The organism is Rhodoligotrophos defluvii, assembly GCF_005281615.1.
Lineage (GTDB): Bacteria > Pseudomonadota > Alphaproteobacteria > Rhizobiales > Im1 > Rhodoligotrophos > Rhodoligotrophos defluvii.
On sequence record NZ_SZZM01000001.1, the window covers coordinates 234,171 to 251,234 of the forward strand.

General features: G+C 65.6%; 14 protein-coding genes. 11 read left to right on the forward strand and 3 right to left on the reverse strand.

Annotation, left to right across the window (positions count from 1 at the left end):
• Window positions 1-17: 17 nt before the first annotated feature.
• Window positions 18-2,075 (reverse strand): oxidoreductase, encoded by a 2,058-nt coding sequence (locus E4P09_RS01100; protein ID WP_428977693.1) that lies wholly within the window; start codon window positions 2,073-2,075, stop codon window positions 18-20.
• On the reverse strand, window positions 2,075-3,613 hold the full coding sequence (locus tag E4P09_RS01105) for an FAD-dependent oxidoreductase (RefSeq protein WP_137387752.1): 1,539 nt from the start codon (window positions 3,611-3,613) through the stop codon (window positions 2,075-2,077). The genes E4P09_RS01100 and E4P09_RS01105 overlap by 1 nt, the downstream gene beginning before the upstream one ends.
• Window positions 3,614-3,876: 263 nt before the next feature.
• Between E4P09_RS01105 and E4P09_RS01110 the strand changes: the two genes are divergently transcribed.
• The 7 genes from E4P09_RS01110 (at window position 3,877) to E4P09_RS01140 (ending at window position 10,809) form a co-directional block, all read left to right on the forward strand.
• Window positions 3,877-5,454, forward strand: a complete 1,578-nt coding sequence (locus E4P09_RS01110; protein WP_137387753.1) for an ABC transporter substrate-binding protein — start codon at window positions 3,877-3,879, stop codon at window positions 5,452-5,454.
• An 82-nt stretch (window positions 5,455-5,536) separates the two neighbouring features.
• Complete coding sequence (locus tag E4P09_RS01115) at window positions 5,537-6,490, forward strand: ABC transporter permease (protein WP_137387754.1); 954 nt, start codon at window positions 5,537-5,539, stop codon at window positions 6,488-6,490.
• Window positions 6,490-7,320 (forward strand): ABC transporter permease, encoded by an 831-nt coding sequence (locus tag E4P09_RS01120; protein ID WP_137387755.1) that lies wholly within the window; start codon window positions 6,490-6,492, stop codon window positions 7,318-7,320. Before E4P09_RS01115 ends, E4P09_RS01120 begins: the two co-directional genes overlap by 1 nt.
• 1 nt (window position 7,321) lies before the next feature.
• Complete coding sequence (locus E4P09_RS01125; RefSeq protein WP_170984164.1) at window positions 7,322-8,314, forward strand: ABC transporter ATP-binding protein; 993 nt, start codon at window positions 7,322-7,324, stop codon at window positions 8,312-8,314.
• Window positions 8,314-9,318 (forward strand): ABC transporter ATP-binding protein, encoded by a 1,005-nt coding sequence (locus E4P09_RS01130; RefSeq protein WP_137387757.1) that lies wholly within the window; start codon window positions 8,314-8,316, stop codon window positions 9,316-9,318. Before E4P09_RS01125 ends, E4P09_RS01130 begins: the two co-directional genes overlap by 1 nt.
• A gap of 25 nt (window positions 9,319-9,343) precedes the next feature.
• Entirely contained in the window at window positions 9,344-10,009 is a 666-nt protein-coding gene (locus E4P09_RS01135; RefSeq protein WP_137387758.1) for a GntR family transcriptional regulator, read from the forward strand.
• Between the two features lie 20 nt (window positions 10,010-10,029).
• Complete coding sequence (locus tag E4P09_RS01140) at window positions 10,030-10,809, forward strand: SDR family NAD(P)-dependent oxidoreductase (protein WP_170984165.1); 780 nt, start codon at window positions 10,030-10,032, stop codon at window positions 10,807-10,809.
• 162 nt (window positions 10,810-10,971) lie between these two features.
• Here the strand turns inward: E4P09_RS01140 and E4P09_RS01145 are convergent, their stop codons facing one another.
• Window positions 10,972-11,436 carry an NUDIX hydrolase gene (locus E4P09_RS01145; RefSeq protein WP_137387760.1) on the reverse strand — a complete coding sequence of 155 codons (465 nt, stop codon included), beginning with the start codon at window positions 11,434-11,436 and terminating at the stop codon, window positions 10,972-10,974.
• Window positions 11,437-11,729: 293 nt separating this feature from the next.
• On the opposite strand from E4P09_RS01145, the gene E4P09_RS01150 reads away from it, so the two are divergent.
• The 4 genes from E4P09_RS01150 to E4P09_RS01165 all read left to right on the forward strand — a co-directional run bounded on the left by E4P09_RS01150 (window position 11,730) and on the right by E4P09_RS01165 (window position 17,055).
• Window positions 11,730-14,633, forward strand: coding sequence for a xanthine dehydrogenase family protein molybdopterin-binding subunit (locus E4P09_RS01150; protein ID WP_137387761.1), 2,904 nt, complete (start codon window positions 11,730-11,732; stop codon window positions 14,631-14,633).
• Window positions 14,633-15,178, forward strand: coding sequence for a (2Fe-2S)-binding protein (locus E4P09_RS01155; protein WP_137387762.1), 546 nt, complete (start codon window positions 14,633-14,635; stop codon window positions 15,176-15,178). The genes E4P09_RS01150 and E4P09_RS01155 overlap by 1 nt, the downstream gene beginning before the upstream one ends.
• An 11-nt stretch (window positions 15,179-15,189) precedes the next feature.
• Window positions 15,190-16,491, forward strand: a complete 1,302-nt coding sequence (locus E4P09_RS01160; protein WP_137387763.1) for a cytochrome c — start codon at window positions 15,190-15,192, stop codon at window positions 16,489-16,491.
• A gap of 78 nt (window positions 16,492-16,569) precedes the next feature.
• Entirely contained in the window at window positions 16,570-17,055 is a 486-nt protein-coding gene (locus E4P09_RS01165; RefSeq protein ID WP_137387764.1) for a thermonuclease family protein, read from the forward strand.
• Window positions 17,056-17,064 lie beyond the last annotated feature (9 nt).

Below are 17,064 nucleotides of genomic sequence, written 5' to 3' on the forward strand. Positions count from 1 at the left end.
GCAGGGCAGCGGCCGAATTAAATCACGACGCAAAGGCGCAGCGCGTCCAGGACGGCCGCGTGGATGTTACGGCTGGCCACGGCATCGCCGATGCGATGCAGCTCGAAGGGCGCTTCCGGCTTGAGCACCCATGGCTGCGGCGCGCCGGCCAACAGTGCATCCATGTCCGTAACGCCGTCATTGGCGGATTTGGCGCGTAGGGCTTGGTAGAGCTCGTCCATCGGGACGGTGCCGTGCTCGACGATGACCTGATCCGCGATCACCTCCTGGGGTGCGAGTGTTACCTCATTCACGAAGGTGGCGACGAGACGGTTGCCGGCGGGCTTGATCTTGGCCAAGCGGTGATCGAAGGTGGTGGGAATGCCGAGATTGTAGATCCGCTGCTTCCAGGCCACCCGCTCGGCATAGGTGAGCTCGGCGCCGAAGGAGCCATCGATCGAGAAGAAGGCGACGGACTTGGCCTCCCGAGCTGCGCGCTCAGCCACTTGCGGTGCGGTATGGCGGCCGGTGCCGTCGAAGATCACCACCTCGTCACGCACCGGCGCCTGGCCGGTCAGCACGTCCCAGGCGCTGGTGCAATGCTCCGCGCCGTCCAGCCAACCGAGATCGGGCACGCCGCCGGTGGCGATGACGACCACATCCGGCGCCTCGGCCAGCACGTCGTCGGGTTCCACATAGCTGTTGAGATGCACCGGGACGCCGAGCCGGTCGAGCTCTGAGGCGCGCCAGTCGACAATGCCGATAAGGTCCCGCCGCCAGGATCCCTGCGCGCCGATGCGGATCTGGCCACCCAAGGCATTGGATGCTTCATGCAGCACGACCTCATGCCCGCGCTCGGCGACAACGCGGGCCGCCTCCAGCCCGGCTGGTCCGCCGCCGACCACCACGACCTTGCGCCGCGGGCTGGAGGCCTTGGGCACGATATGGGGCAGCTTCAGCTCGCGGCCAGTCGCCGGGTTATGGACGCAAGAGGGGCGATAGCCGGACATGCAGTGAGTCGCGCCGACACAGGGGCGGATCTCGTTGTCGCGGCCCTCGGCAAGCTTGGCGACCAGATGGGGATCGGCGATCTGCGCCCGGGTCATGCCCACCATGTCGAGCAGGCCTTCGGCAATGGCATAACGGGCAGAAGCAACGTCAGCAATGCGGGCCGCGTGGAACACGGGAACGCCGACCGCCTGCTTGAAGGCGCCGACCTGCTTGACCCATGGCGCCAGGATTGAGTCCATACCCGGCATGTTGTCGCGCGCCAGCCCGCGTTCCGTATCCATGCGGCCGTAGATGCCATTGAAAAAATCCACCGCTCCTTCCGCCTCGAAGATACGGGCGGCCGCGACGCATTCTTCCAGCGAGAGGCCGCCGCCCGGACCCTCGTCCACCACGAAGCGCATGCCGAGGAGGAAATCGTCGCCCACCGCCTTGCGGATCGCATGATGGACCATGAGCCCGAAGCGGCAGCGGTTCTCCAGCGAGCCGCCGAACCGGTCGGTGCGCTTGTTGGTGACCGGCGACAGGAACTGGCCGATGAGATGGCCGCCGGCCAGGGTCTCGATGCCGTCGAGGCCGCCCTCCTTGCAGCGGAGAGCGGCCGCCGCATAGGCCTGCACCACGCGGGCAATGTCGTGCTCGTCCATTTCCTTGGGGAAGCTGCGGTGGAGGGTCTCGCGGATGGGCGATGGCCCGATGGTGGGCAGCCAGTCGCCGGCATAGGGATCGCCGCGGCGGCCGAGATGGGTGATCTGGCACATCAACGCCGCGCCCTGGGCGTGGATCCGCTCCGAGAACTGCTGGAGATAGGGAATGATGGTGTCGGTGCCGACATTGAGCTGGCGGAAGATATTCGGCGAGTCCGGTGCGACGTTGGAGGAGCCGCCGAACATGGTGAGCGCCAGGCCGCCGCGCGCCTTTTCCTCGTGATAGCGCTGATACCGCTCGGCCGGCATGCCACCCTCTTCGAGGCCGCAGGCATGGCTCGTGCTCATGAAGCGGTTGCGCAAGGTGAGGTGCTTGATGGTGAGCGGCCGGAACAGGGGGTCGGCGGCGCGGGCGCCGGTTGGCGGTGCCATTTCATTCATCATGCTGTCTCGCGCTTCTGCCGCTCGGGCCCGACCACCGCGGGCGCGGCCAGATAGCGGTGCTGGATCTGCGTGAGATAGTCGGCGAGTTCCTGGCGGATCCGCGCCTCCGACCAGCCACGCTCGGCCCCGAGCGCGCGGGCGGCGGCCTCGGCCTGCTCGGTGCCCATGGTCTCGGACCAGCCAGCGCCCAAGCGGCGGAACAAGAGGTCGACCAACGATTCCGGATATTCGCGCGCGATCGCGCGATCGAGATCGAGGGCCGATGCGGGCGGGCTGGCATAGGACGGCGTTTGGGCGGGCCGTTTTGGGGTGATGATGGCCCGAAGCGTCTTGACGACCTCGGCCCCGGCGGAGCGGTGGGTCATCACCGGACCGGCGGTCATGGCGAACATGTTGGGCAAGCCCTCCGCGCCGAGATCGTGCAGCTCGCGCGAGCGCACACCGAGGGGCTGTTCGGGATTATAGGTGAGCGGCCTGACGCCCGACCAGCCGAACAGCACGTCGTTTCGCGAGAGATTGAGGGACGGGAGCAGATGATTGGCCTCGCCCAGCAAAAAGGCGAACTCCTCCTCTGTCGGATGAATGTCGTCGAGATCGCCTTCATACAGGGTCTCGGTCGGGCCGAAGTAATGCAGGCCCCGCCATGGGATGCAGTAAAAGGGCTCGTTCAGCCGGTTCAGGGTGGCAATGCCGTAATCGGCGCATTCGGGCGGCAGACGCACCACGATGTGGGAGCCCTTGGTGCCGGTGATCTTGCGGCCGGGCTGCTTGCCGTGAACCGCGCCGTTCACCTGGTCGATCCAGATGCCGGCCATGTTGAGCACCGCCGCAGCCGTTACGGTCACGGGCGAGGACGCATTGTCCAGGCCATCGGTCAGGGTGATGCGCCACGTATCCCCTGCCCGCTCCAGGGCGGTCACGGGCGTGTAGTTGCGGACAACAGCGCCGAGGCGTTCCGCATCGAGGACGGTGTCGACCACGACGCGCTCGGGCCAATCGAACTGGTATTCGCGGAACATGGCCACCCCGCGCAGCCGCTCCGGCGCGCGCAGGTTTTCGAGCAGCGGCGTGCGCCGGGCTTCCTCCGGATGAAGGCGGCGATAATCCAGCGGCACCGCCTGCCCGCCGAGCAGGCGCAGCAGTGTGAAGGCCGCATCGATCTGCCAGGCGGCATAGGGGCTGTCGTCGTAAAAGGGGAAGCAGAATTTCAGGGACCGCACCCGCTCGGGCGTGGCCTCGACGAACTGCGCCCGGCAGTCCATGGCCTGCTTCGCCATACGGCAGGCGACGGCGAACCGGCCGGGATGGCGCACGAATTCCCACATGGATGCGCCCGGCGCGAGATAGCGCAGTCCGCAATGGAGCAGGCGGCTGGAGCGGCTGCTGGAGCCGGACGCGAAATCGCCCTTGTCGACCGCCAGCACGTCATAACCGACGGCGGCGAGATGCTGGGCGGCGCTGGCGCCGTTCACGCCCAGGCCGATGACCGCGACATCGAACCGGCGTCCGGCGAGACTGCTCAGGGGTTGGCGCATATCGGATCCGCTGCGGGAGAGTCGGTATACCGAATAGCATCCGGCGAAGATGCGCGGATGTCAAGCACCAGGCGACTAATTCATTTTTTTGAGGGATTTCCGCTAGATATGGATATTTCTCTCAAGCTCCAATATTTTCTTGACGGAGGCCGGCAGCTCATTCAAGCTCGTTTGTATACCGAACTGGTCGCCCGACGAAAAATGGGGTGGGGACGCGTTCGGCTGCTATCGCCCGCATTGACTTGGAAGAGGGAGGGTCTTCAATGGTCGATCCAACGGCTTTGCCGCTCAGCCGGCGCGGTCTCCTGCAGGGGGCCGGCGCGGCAACGCTCGCCTATTTCGCCGGGCCGCTCGGCGGCACGACTGGCGCTCAGGCCGCCTGCTCCACATTGAGGGCCGGCATCACCGGCTATAGCGTGGTGAACGTGCTCGACCCGGCCAAGGCCTCCCTCATCCCCGAATTCTACGTGATCTGGGGCCTGTTCAACGCCCTGCTCAAGTTCGACGAGAACATGAACATCACGGGCGATCTGGCGGAGAGCTTCGAGAGCGTCTCGCCCACGGTGTGGCGGTTCAAGCTGCGCGATGGGGTGACCTTCCATGACGGGCAGCCCATGACAGCGGAGGACGTGAAATTCACCATCGAGCGCCTGCGCAACCCGGATCTCGGCTCGCCGCACAAGGGCAAATTCGAGGTGGTGAGGGAAATCCGGGTCGTTGACCCGCGCACGGTGGAGATCGAGACCAGCGAACCCTTCGCGCCCCTGCTCAGCTACCTCACCAATACCCGCACCGGCAGCCAGATCGTGCCCAAGCACATCCTGGAAAAAGCCGATGCCACGGAGGCCTTCGCCCAGAAGCCCATCGGCACGGGCGCCTACAAGTTCGTATCCTACGAGCCGAATGTCGAGATCAACGTCGCCGCGCACGAAGGCTATTTCGTCAAGGGCCAGCCGACCATCCCTGCGGTGAAGATGCCGCTGATCCCCGAGGAGACCAGCGGTGTTACGGCCCTGCTCGGCGGCTCGATCGATCTCACCAGCACAGCGCCTTTCGCGGATGTGCCGAACCTCCTGGAAAATCCGGCGGTGAAGGTGCTGAAGTCGCCGGGGCTCAACAACCGGTTCATCGCCCTCAACAACAAGAAGGCGCCGTTCGACGACATCCACTTCCGCCGCGCCTGCTCGCTCGCCTTCGACCGGGAGGCGCTGGTGCAGATCGTGCTGTTCGGCGAGGGCAAGGCGGCAAACGGGCTGATCCCGGCGGCGCTCTCCTGGGCCTATTCGGACACGCCGCGGCCCATGCTGCAGCTCAACGCGGAGCAGGCCAAGGCGGAGCTCGCGAAATCGAAATACGGGGCGGACACCGAAGCGGTGGTGCTGACCTGGGGCGCGGGCTGGTGGAAGCGTTTCGCCGAAGTGTTCGTGGCCCAGGTGAACGAGACGCTCGGCACCAAGCTCAGGGTCGAGGTATCGGAAGCCAACACCGTTTACAGCCGGCTCAAGGCCGGCGATTTTCAGGCGAGCATCTGGGGCTGGCTCGGGCTGATCGATCCGGACGAGTACACCTACGAGATTGCCCATTCCAGCGGATGGCGCAATTTCCAGGGCTATTCCAACCCGAAAGTGGATGCGCTGCTGCAGGAGGCGCGCGGTGAGATGGACCAAGCCAAGCGTGGCGAGATCTACAAGCAGGCCGAAGACCTGATCGTCGAGGATGCGCCGGTGCTGTGCTGCTTCGAAAGCAACGTGCACAACCTGATGAAGCCCAGCGTGGAAGGCTTCGTGCAGCTGCCCTACTCCGCCTTTGCCGGCCAGTTTGCGGCAGTGACGAGTTGCTGACGGCGCCCTGTTCGGGGAAGGCGGCCGAAGCCCCCTTCCCCGCTCGCGCAGTTGCAAGGCTCAAGACGCTCAGTCCAGGTGCATGAATACGGTTCGCTTCATTCTCGGCCGGCTCATCGGCGCGCTGGCCACCATGCTGATCGGCGCGCTGGTGGTGTTCGTGGTCATGAAGACGGCGCCGGGCGATCCGGCGCTGGCGGCCCTGGGTGAATCGGCGACGCCCGAGGCGGTGGAGGCCTTCCGCAAGGCGCATAACCTGGACGCGCCGCTCACAGAACAGTTCATCACCTGGCTGAAGGGCTTCGTCACCGGCGACCTCGGCCGCTCGCTGACCATTGCGGGCAGCGCGCCCATCGCCGAGCTGATCGGGGCAAGGCTGCCCAACACCATCTTCATCGGCCTCTATGCGGTGGCCTTCGCCCTCATCATCTCGCTGGCCATGGGCTCGATCAGCGCCATCCGGCGCGGGCGGATCACGGACACGATCGCCACCTCCATTGCGGCGGTCGGTGTGTCCATGCCGGATTTCTGGCTGGGCTATGTGCTCATCTTCTTCTTCGCGCTGAGCCTGGCGTGGTTTCCGTCCTACGGGTTCATGAGCCCGCTCGATTCGCTCGGCGGGGCCTTCTACACCGGGCTGTTGCCGGCAGTCGCCATCGCCGCGCCCATGGCGGCGATCTTCGCGCGCACCCTGCGCACGGCGCTGCTCGAAAACGCCAACCGCGACTACGTCACGGTCGCCACCTCCTTCGGCTTCTCCCGGCCGTTCGTCTTCAGCCACTATGTCTTCCGCAACTCGATCATCCCCTACATCGTCATCGTGGGCTTGCAGATCCGCTATCTGCTTGGCGGGGTGGTCGTGGTGGAGCGGGTGTTCGGCGTTCCCGGCATCGGCTCGCTGATGGTGGATGCAGCCTTCGCGCGCGATTTCCTGGTGGTCCAGGCCTGCACCGTCGTGTTCCTCGCCATCGTCTTAAGCGTGAACTTCGCGGTCGACGTGGTCTGCGCCATGCTCGACCCGAAGAGGACACGCTGATGTGGCGTGAATTCCGCTCCAGCCCCACGGCCATAGCCGGTGCCGCCATCAGCCTGGTGGTGCTGATCGCCATCCTGGTCGTGCCGATGGTCATGCCCTATTCGCCCACGGCCATGTCCTTCACCACGGTGCTGAAGCCGCCGAGCTTGCAGCACCTGTTCGGCACGGATTCCTTCGGCCGCGACGTGTTCACCCGCGTGCTGCACGGGGCGCGCGTCTCGCTGCTGATCAGCGGCATCGGCGTGGGCGTGGCGCTGTTGATCGGCACAGCGATCGGTATGACCGCCGCCTATACGGGCCGACTCTATGACCTGGTGGTCATGCGGGTCATGGACCTGCTGTTCTCGTTCCCGGCCTTCGTGCTGGCCCTGTTCCTGATGGTGGTGATCGGCTTCGGGGTCATCAATGTGAGCCTGGCGATCGCGCTCGTCTATATACCGATCTTCGCCCGGCTCGCCCATAACCTCACCATGACGGTGCGTGAGGAAGCCTATGTGCAGGCGGCGCGGGTGATGGGGCAGCCGGCCTGGCGGCTGCTGCTGTTCGAGGTCTTGCCCAACATCGCCGCGCCGTTGATGGTGCAGGCGAGCATCGGCGTTGCCTTCGGCATCATCATCGAGGCGGGGTTGAGCTTCTTGGGGCTCGGCGTGCAGCCGCCCACGCCCTCCTTGGGGGTGATCATGGCCGATGGCCAGGAATATTTCCGCCGTGCGCCCTGGGTGCTCACCATGTCGGGCCTGGCAGTGTGCTTCGCCCTGCTCGGCCTCAACCTGCTGGGCGATGGCCTGCGCGACATGGTGGACCCGCGGCTGCGGAAGAGGATGGGGTGACGTGACGAGCCTTCTGCAAGTGCGCAACCTCAGGACCAGTTTTCATTCCGGCGAGCATGTGGTGCCGGTGGTCGACGGCGTTGACCTCGACGTGAAGCGGGGCGAGGTGCTCGGCATCATCGGGGAGTCCGGGTCGGGCAAGACCGTCACCTGCATGTCGATCCTGCGGCTGCTGCCGGGTCATGCGGCGGTTCATGCGGACCGGCTGCTGTTCGAGGGGGAAGAGATCGGCAGCCTGCCGGACAGCGCGTTCCGGGACCTGCGCGGCCGCAAGCTGGCCATGATCTTCCAAGACCCGGTCGGGTCGTTCAATCCGGTCAAGACCATCGGCTGGCATTTCCGCCAGGTGAGCCGCCGGGCGGCCATAGGGAACGGCACCGGCGACGCACGACAGGACGATGCCTGGTGGGACGAGGCGGTTTCGGTGCTGGAGCGGGTCGGCATCCCGCACGGGCGGCAGATCCTCAAGCAGTACCCCCATCAGCTCAGTGGCGGAATGTTGCAGCGCGCGCTCATCGCCCTGGTGCTGCAGATGCGGCCGTCACTGATCGTGGCGGACGAGCCGACCACCAATCTGGACAATATCGTGGAGCACCAGATCATCGAATTGTTCCGCGGCCTGAAGCAGGACACGCAAGCCTCGTTCATCTTCATCACCCACGACATGTCGGTGGCGGCGAGCCTGTGCGACCGGATCGCGGTGATGTATGCGGGGCAGATCGTCGAGATCGGCGCGACCGACGAGATCCTCACGGTGCCGAAGCACCCCTATACGCAGGGGCTGGTGCGGACGGCGACCGAGCTGGTGCGACGCGTGGAGCGCTTGCAGGAAATCCCGGGCGAGTTGCCGAACTGGCGCTCGCTGCCGGAGGGGTGCCGGTTTCGCCCGCGCTGCCCCTATGCGCGGGTGGGGTGCGAGGCCGGCCAGCCCATGCGCACGCTTGACGGCGAAGCGCGCGTGCGGTGCCTGCTCTATGACCGGGAGGCCGCGTGATGTCTGAACCCGAGACGATGGTCGACATCCGCAATCTGGTCGTCCAGTTCCGCACACGGCGCGGGCTCGATGCCATTCTCTCGCGCAAGCCGGCCTTCCTCACTGCGGTCGACGATGTCAGCCTCACCATCCGCAAGGGCGAGATCTTTGGGCTGGTGGGCGAGTCCGGCTCCGGCAAGACCACGCTGGGCAAGGCGCTGCTGCGGCTGGTTACGCCTACCTCCGGCGAGATCCGGTTCGAAGGCCGCGACATCGCACAGCTTTCGGAGCGGCAGCTGCGGCCGGTGCGGCGGCGGCTGCAGACGGTGTTCCAGGACCCGCTGTCGTCGCTCAATCCGCGGCACAAGGTGGCGGATGCGCTGGCCACCCCGCTCAAGCTGCACAAGATCGTGCCGCCGGCGCGGATCTCTGACAAGGTGGACGAGATCCTCACCCGGGTCGGCCTGTCGCCGGTGTTCCGGGACCGCTATCCCCATGAGCTCTCTGGCGGGCAGCTGCAGCGGGTGGCCATCGGCCGGGCGCTGACGATGGAGCCCTCGTTCCTGGTGGCGGACGAGGCGGTCTCGAAGCTCGACGTGTCGGTACGGGCGCAGATCCTCAACCTGTTCAAGGACATCCAGGCCAGCTATGGCATGACCATGCTGTTCATCACCCATGACCTGCATGTGGCGCGCTATCTGTGCACGCGCATTGGGGTCATGTATTTCGGCAAGCTGGTGGAGGTGGGCCCCACCGAGGCCCTGTTCCGCGCGCCGGTTCACCCCTATACAAGGGCGCTGCTGTCGACGGCAGGCGGGGCGAAGCTCACCGGGGGCAAGCTGCTGGCGGAAGAGGCGTTCAATCCCACCGAGGACGATCGGGTCGGATGCCGGTTCTACAAGCGCTGCGCGATCCGCGAGGACCGGTGCGGCGCGAGCCACCCGGGAATGGAGTCGGTGGATACCGAGCACGAGGTTGCATGCTACGCATGGCGCAAGACGGCGCGGAGGCCCGAAGCGGCCTGATAGGCCTCGGGCAGACAGGTCTGTCATGACAGCTGGTGAACAGCAGGACGGACGCGTGCTGCAGAGCCGCAGGGTCTATGACGGCCTCAGGCGCGACATCTCCGCCCAGCGGCTGCTGCCCGGCACGGTGCTACAGGAAGCCGCCCTGAGCGAGCAGTTCGAGGCGAGCCGCACGCCGGTGCGGGAAGCCCTGTTCCGGCTGCACCAGGAAGGGTTCATCGAGAAGGTGGGACGGCAGCTCAGGGTGAAGGCGTTCTCCCTGGCGGAGGTGGAGGAGCTCTATCAGCTGCGCGAGGCCTTGGAGAAGATGGCGGTGCGGCTGTGCATCGACAGGGCGAGCGATGCCAGCCTGGACGAGATCCAGGCACAGCTCGAACGCTATACCGAGTTCGACGTGGATGCGGATTACGAGGCCTTCAACGAGTATGCCAATCAGTTCCACCGCTCGATCGTGGCCCTGTGCGGCAACAGCATGATCCAGGCGCAGCTCGCAGCCATTTATGACAAGGTGCTGGTGATCAACTCGCGGTATTGGCGGGTCGGCAACACCGTGGAAGACGCGCAGCGGGACCATGCCTATATCCTGCGCGCCATCCGCAATCGCGACGTTGTCGTGGCTGAGGCGGCAACCCGCGCGCATATCCAGGGCATCGTCACGCTCTATCGCGACACCAATCGCACGACGGCTTAGACGGGGAAATAATGGGCTCCATGCGTGGAATGGGCGGCGCCTACGTGACCGGTGGAACCCGGGGCATCGGCTTTGCCGTTGCCAAGCGGCTGGTTGAAGAGGGCTATGACGTGAGCGTGTGCGGCTCCTCGGCGGAGAGCGTGGCGGCTTGCCGCGCCGCCAGCGCGGCGCAGGCGCTCAACATCCATGTGGACCAGACCGATGTAACTGATCCCGAGGCGCTGCGGCAGAGCCTAGTCGCTGCCGCGGAACGTAGCGGAGACTTGAAGCTCGTGGTGTGTTGCGCCGGCCAGCCGGTGCTGGGCAATGCGGCGACGCTCTCGCTGGCCGACTGGGACAGGTGCCTCAATCTCAATCTGCGCTCGGCCTTCGCCACGGTGCAGGCGGCGCTCGATCCGTTGCGGGCGAGCGGCGAGAGTGCAGTCGTGTTCATCGCGTCCATCTGGGCGCGGGTGACGGGGAGCGACCGGGTGGCCTACACCACGGCGAAGACCGCGCTGACCGGCCTGGCGCGCGCGCTGGCGGTGGACCACGCGAAGGATGGCATCCGGTTCAACTGCGTGGCGCCGGGCTATGTGGAGACGGAGCTGTTGCACCGGTCGCTCGCTGCGGCCGGTCATGCCGATGTGGAGAAGGAGCTGGAGCGGATCCGCGCCGGCCACCCGCTGGGCCGGACGGTAAGCGTTGACGATGTCGCCGATGCGGTCGCCTTTCTCGGGGGTCCGCGCGCCCGCAGCATCACTGGCCAGACACTCTATGTGGATGGCGGCGTGTCCATCCGCTTCGCCGGGCTGGGCTGAGGCGGGTTAACACGACGAAACGGCAGTGGCTTTCCTCCTGGCCCTGGATCACCGGCTCGAGGCCGGTGATGACGTAAGTCGCTGAAAGTGAAGAGAATTCATCATGCCCTGGCTTGACCGGGGCATCCAGGGCGACGGGTGTCTCATGTCCGCCTGTGGGTCTCAGCGCGAACAATGCTCTTCGAGGCGGTCGAGCAGCACGCGCTGGCTTTCGAGTATCTTTTCCCGCGCCAGACCAAGCGGAAACCAGGCGGCCTGGTCGACTTCCGGAAAGCTCTGGAATTGGCCACTCCGCGGTGGCCATTCGATGCGAACCATGCTGCTGCAGCGGTGGTTGGCGACATCGAAATCGCCTTCGAGCGTGAATGCGATGACGTGCTTGCCACCACGTTGGCGGATATCGGCCAGGTAATGCAGCTCGCCTGCGGGCTCCACCCCCAATTCCTCGGCAAATTCGCGCCGGGCGGTGGCCTCCGGGTCTTCGCCCGGTCCCACCTCGCCTTTCGGGATAGACCACGCGCCAAGGTCCCGTTTTCGCCAGAACGGGCCGCCGGGATGCACCAGCAGCACGAAAAGGTCCTTTCCCTCACGCCGATACATCAGAATGCCAGCACTGATCCGCGCCATCATGCCCCCAGGAAAAGCCAAATCGGGCCCGATCGCGCCTTGAATGTAAAGTGCCGGGGATAAGACCTTATCAACCATTTGACCCTAAAAGCGAATCGTCTCTACCAGAGATAGTAATATCTGCGCCTTATTGAAGTAGCGTCGTCTGGGGATCGAGCATCTCCAGATTTCAGCGTCGGTTCGCACGGTCAAACACAACGTGGTCCGGCAATGGCGATCGCACGACAGCAAAGGCAGCCTCTCCTATCATCATCCAGCAGCACCCCGGGCCAAAGCTCGCTGCGAGGAGCGTCATGATGGCGGGCATCTCCCGTAGGCGCTTTCTTGCCAGCAGTGCTGCGGCGGGTGTCGTGCTCAAGGTGTCGTTCCTGACACCGATGCCGGGGGCCCGTGGGCAACTGCTCGAAAATTTCGTGCCGACCTCCGCCGCCTGGCTCACCCCCGAGGGCAAGCCGCGCTACCGGCTGGATGCGCTGGCCAAGGTCACGGGGGCGAAGGCCTTCTCCCGGGATTTCCGGGCCCGTGACATGGCTGGCTGGCCCGACGCGCAGTCGCACGCTTTTCTGATCCGTGCCACCAAGGCGGACCATGCCTTCGACGGCATAGACCTCTCGGTTTTAGGTGCCGATCTCAAACCGGACCGGGTGGTGCTGCATGAAGACCTGCAGGCGGACCGCATCACCGTGCCGGAACCAGATTTCTACGGCGATTGGTTCCTGGTGCCTCAGGGTCAGACGCCGCGGCTGCTCGGCCAGCCCGTGGCACTGCTCATCTATAAGGACTTTGCCCGTTGCGATGCCGCCAAGCGGCTGATCCGCTTCAACCCCAACGTCGTCCGCTACGGCAAGCAGACCGGGTACAACTATCCGCGCCATTACGGGGCAGCCCGGTTCGTGCGCATCGACGGCGGATCGCCCGATGCCGACGATGTCTATTCGCCTTACAAGGACGCGGTGATCTTCGGGAAATTCTCGGGCGACAACGTGGTTTGGCCCGCCGTGAAAGGCATCGCGGGACCGAGGCGCGGCCTGGCGGCCGCCAACCGCCGGTCGCGGCGCGGACAGGCGCAAGCCGTCCTGGCGGGCGATGCGGTCTCACGCGGGATGCAGGCGGCGGCACGGATTGCCCAGGAAACCGCCGATGCCGGTGACGACGCGCTCGTGCTCACCCGCCGTTATTTCTCCCAAAGCATCGACCCATCCGCCATGGAAGCGGATAACGGGAATGTCTGGTACGACCCGAGCAGCAAAGTGCTGCACATGATCGTGGCCACCCAGTCGCCGCACGACCTCGCTCAATCTGCCGCGCAGATCGTATCGCGGTCGACATACCAGCTGAAGCAGGTCGATCTCAAGGTGGGCTACACCGTCGGCTATGGTAGCAAGGACCACCACGTGTTCCCGCTGTTCTGCGTTGTTGCCGGCCTCTATGGCGATGGCCGGCCGGTGCGGCTTGCCAATGACCGCTTCGAGCAGTTTCAGATGGGTCTCAAGCGCCACGCCTTCTGGATGGACAAGACGCTGGTCGTCGACCGGGCCAGCGGCAAGTTCCGGGCGCTGACCGGCCAATACAGGGCGGATGGCGGCGGCCGGCCGAACTACTCCTTCAGCGTCGGCACGGTGGGCACGACCGGGGCACAGTCCATCTATTACCTGCCGAAGAGCGACCTCTCGGTTGCGGTATTCGCCTCGCCGGCGGTCGAAGCCGGATCGATGCGCGGCTACGGCACGCTGCAGACCATGTCGGCCATGGAGATGCTCGTGGACGAAGCCGCGGAGCTCCTGGGCATCGATCCCATTGAGTTGCGGCTTCGGAACCTGCTGCGATCGGGCATGAAGAATACCCAAGGTGCGATCCCCGGCGCGGCGGTTCGCAACGAGGAAATCCTGCTCAAGGCGAAGGCCCACCCGCTGTGGGAGAAGCGCCAAGCGAACAAGGTGAGCTTCGAGGCCGCCAATCCCGGAAAGAAATACGGGGTGGGCTACGCCCATGTGCAGAAGGATTACGGCGACGGCGCCGACGCGGCCATCGCCTCTGTCGAGATCGACCCCAAGGGCCGCGTCACCCTTCGCCAGGCGGTGCATGAGATCGGCACGGGCGCGACCACCTCGCAGGCGTTAATGGTCGGCGACATACTGGGCCGCGTGCCGGATGAAACGGAATACGCGGTGCTGCGCTGGCCCCAGATGCCACTGCGCAGCACCGACCAACCCTATACCACGAGCCAGGCAGAAGAGGATCGCAACAAGAAGGATCCCTATTGGACGCCGCATTTCATCGCGCCGACTTCCGCCTCCAACAGCTCGTATTTCTTCGGCCACGCAACACGGGAGGCCGCCCGCGCGCTTGTTGACTTCGCGATCTGGCCGGCGGCGAAGTCCCTCTGGTCGCGCGGCTTCGGCGGCGGTCCGCTGGCATCCTCCGCGGTAAACCGGGGGCAGCTTCGGCTCGCCGGCGGCCAGGTGAATGCCGGCGGCCTTCCGACGCTCACGCTCGACCAGGTGGCCGCCGAGGCTCACCGCCTGGGTCTGGTGACGGGGGTGACCGTCCACACCTTCAACCGTTGGCAATGGGCCGAAGCGGTCTTCGATGTGCCCGAGGCAGGCCGCGTCCGGCTGCCGATCGATGCGCTGGCGGTGCGCTATGGCCAGGGGGCGCCGGCGAAGCTCAAGGCGCAGATGACGAGCGGGGGCTGGCATTTCGTGAAGAGATCCGCGGTGTTCTACCCGCCGGTCCAGCGCAACAATGCCAGCGTGACTTACTACGCGCCGGCGGCAGCGCTGGCGGAAGTCGCCGTCGACACGGCGACCGGCGAGGTGAGGCTGCTGTCCCACCACATGATCATCGAATGCGGCCGTCAGATCGTGCCGGAGCTGGTCTCGGGGCAGCTGCAAGGCGGGCCGGCCATGGGCATCGGCCACGCCTTGAAGGAATCCCTTCCCCTCTATGAAGGCGGCCCCGGCGAGGGCACCTGGAACTGGAACAGGTACCAGCTGCCGCGGGCCAAGGACGTGGCCGTGTGGACGCAGACCGGGGAGGTGCTGCCGCCCCTTTCCGACACCGATCCTCCCAAGGGAATCGCGGAGGTCGTGATGATCCCCATCGTGCCGGCCATCGCCAATGCGGTGGCCCATGCGATCGGCGAGCGCTTCTACGAACTGCCGATCACGCCCGACAAAGTGCTGAAGGCCCTGTGATGACGCTGTCCACCAAACCGCTCAGCCTTACCGTCAATGGCCATGCCGTGGGCCCGATCGCGGTGCCCGAAGGGCTCATGATGCTCGATTTCCTCCATGAATATCTCAACCTGACGGGGTCGCGCATGGGCTGTGGCCAGGGCATCTGCCATGCTTGTGTCGTGGTGGTGGCGGACGAGGACGGTTCGCTGCGCGAGATGCCCACCTGCATTACCGGGGCGCACTGGTTCAACGGCAAGCAGGTCCAGACCATCGAGGGCCACGCGAGCTACGATGGCGATGGCAATCTGGTCGGGCTCTCGCCGGTGCAGCAAGCCTTCATCGAGCATTTCGCTTTCCAATGCGGCTACTGCACACCCGGCTTCGTGAACGGCGCGACCGTGCTGATCGATCAGCTCAAGCGCAAGCCGGTCCCCCGTGCCGAGCTCGAAAGCACCATCGTCGCCGCCCTCGACAAGCATATCTGCCGCTGCACCGGCTACGTCCGCTATCTCGAGGCGGTTCGCGACCTTGTGCTGAAGACGCCCGGCTTGGTCATAGGCTGATCGGACGAGCAATGACGCGATTGAGAGCACTTGGATGGATGGCGCTGGCGGTCATGGCCGGCGCCGGCATTGTCGCCCTGCTGCCGCACGTCCTCGGCACCACGGTGGTGGGCGATGACGTGGAGCGGCCCCTCGGCGAGAACGAGATGCAGCGGTTGGCGCAGGCCGGCGGCTATGTGGCGAGGGTTGCCGACTGCTATGCCTGCCACACCGTGAAGGGCGGCGGCGCCTGGGCAGGAGGCATGCCGTTCAAGACGCCATTGGGGACGATCTACTCCACCAACATTTCGCCAGACAAGCAGTTCGGCATCGGCACCTGGACACGCGCGGAGTTTCACCGCGCCGTTCGGGACGGCATCGGCCGGAATGGAAGGCCCCTCTATCCCGCCATGCCCTATACGTCCTATCGGAAGATGACACCGGAGGACGTGGACGGGCTTTATGCCTATTTCATGACCCGCCAGCCGGTCGCGGTGGAGAACCGCAGGAACGGATTGCCCTTCCCCTTCAACATCCGCGAGTTCGTGGCGGTCTGGAACTTCCTCAACCTTGGCCACGGCGGGTTCAAGGAGGATCCGTCGCGCTCGCCGGTCTGGAACCGGGGCCGCTATATCGTGGATGCCGTTGCCCATTGCGGCGAGTGCCATACGCCCCGCAACAGCTTGATGGCGATGGAGACGGACAAATACCTCAAGGGCGCGGTCATCGAGGGCCTCGAAGCGCCGGACATCACCAAGGAGGGGCTGACGCGCATGGGCTTCGACCCGCAGTCGCTGGTGCGCTTCATGAAGACTGGCCTCTCGGCCCAGGGCGCTGCCGCCAACCAGATGCTGGAGGTGGTGCACTTCTCCACCCAATACATGCGTGACGAGGACTTGGGCGCGATGGCGGCCTATCTCTTCGATCTGGACGAGATGCCGGACCTTGCCTCGCCTCCGCCTGCCCCCGCGCCCGTGCCGGTTCCCGCCGCCATCGCCTCCTCTGCGCAAACGACCTATGCCAATCTTTGCGCGGGCTGCCACGGGCCACGCGGCAGGGGCATTCCTGGCGTTGTCGTCCCGCTCGCGACGAACGCTTCGCTGAGGCTCGCGAGCCCGCGCAACCTGATCCACGCGGTGCTGCATGGCATTCCCGCGCAAAGCTTCCCCGGTCGCGAGCGCATGCAGCCCATGCCCGGCTTTGCCGACGTTCTGGATGACCAGGCGGTGGCGGACCTTGCAAACTGGCTCCGCGCCCGATGGGGCGGACAGAAACCGGCGGTGACCGCCGCGGACGTGGCGAAGCAAAGGCCCGGCGCGGTGCAGACGGAATAGCCCGCCGCTCCGCTTAGGCTTGTGTCAACCACATGATCTTATGGCTGAGCATCCGGATACGGAACTCAGCAGGTTGGCATGCGCAGCTCGATCATCGCTTTCATTTTCGGCATTCTCGTCGTCTGCCCGGCCCGTGCGGAAGTCACGGTCGGGCGGGTGGTGGCCGTCATGGATGGCGACACCGTCATCGTGCTCGCGCCCGGGAATGTTCAGGAGAGAGTGCGCTTCTCCGCGATCGACGCGCCGGAGCGCAGCCAGCCCTGGGGAGCGCGCAGCCGGCTCGCGCTCAGCGCGATGCTCAGGGGCAAGCGTGTCGAGGTGGAATGGTACAAGCGCGATCAATGGGGCCGGCTCGTCGGCAGGGTGCTGCTCGACGGCAGGGACGTGGGCCTCGCCCAGGTGAACACCGGCATGGCTTGGTGGTTCAGGCATTTCGCGCGGGAACAGACGGCGGAAGAGCGCAGGACCTACGCGGCAGCGGAAGACGCGGCGCGGAACAGACGGGTGGGGCTGTGGCGGGACCCTGCGCCCGTTCCGCCCTGGGAATGGCGCCACCCGCATTAGCGCGGTTCA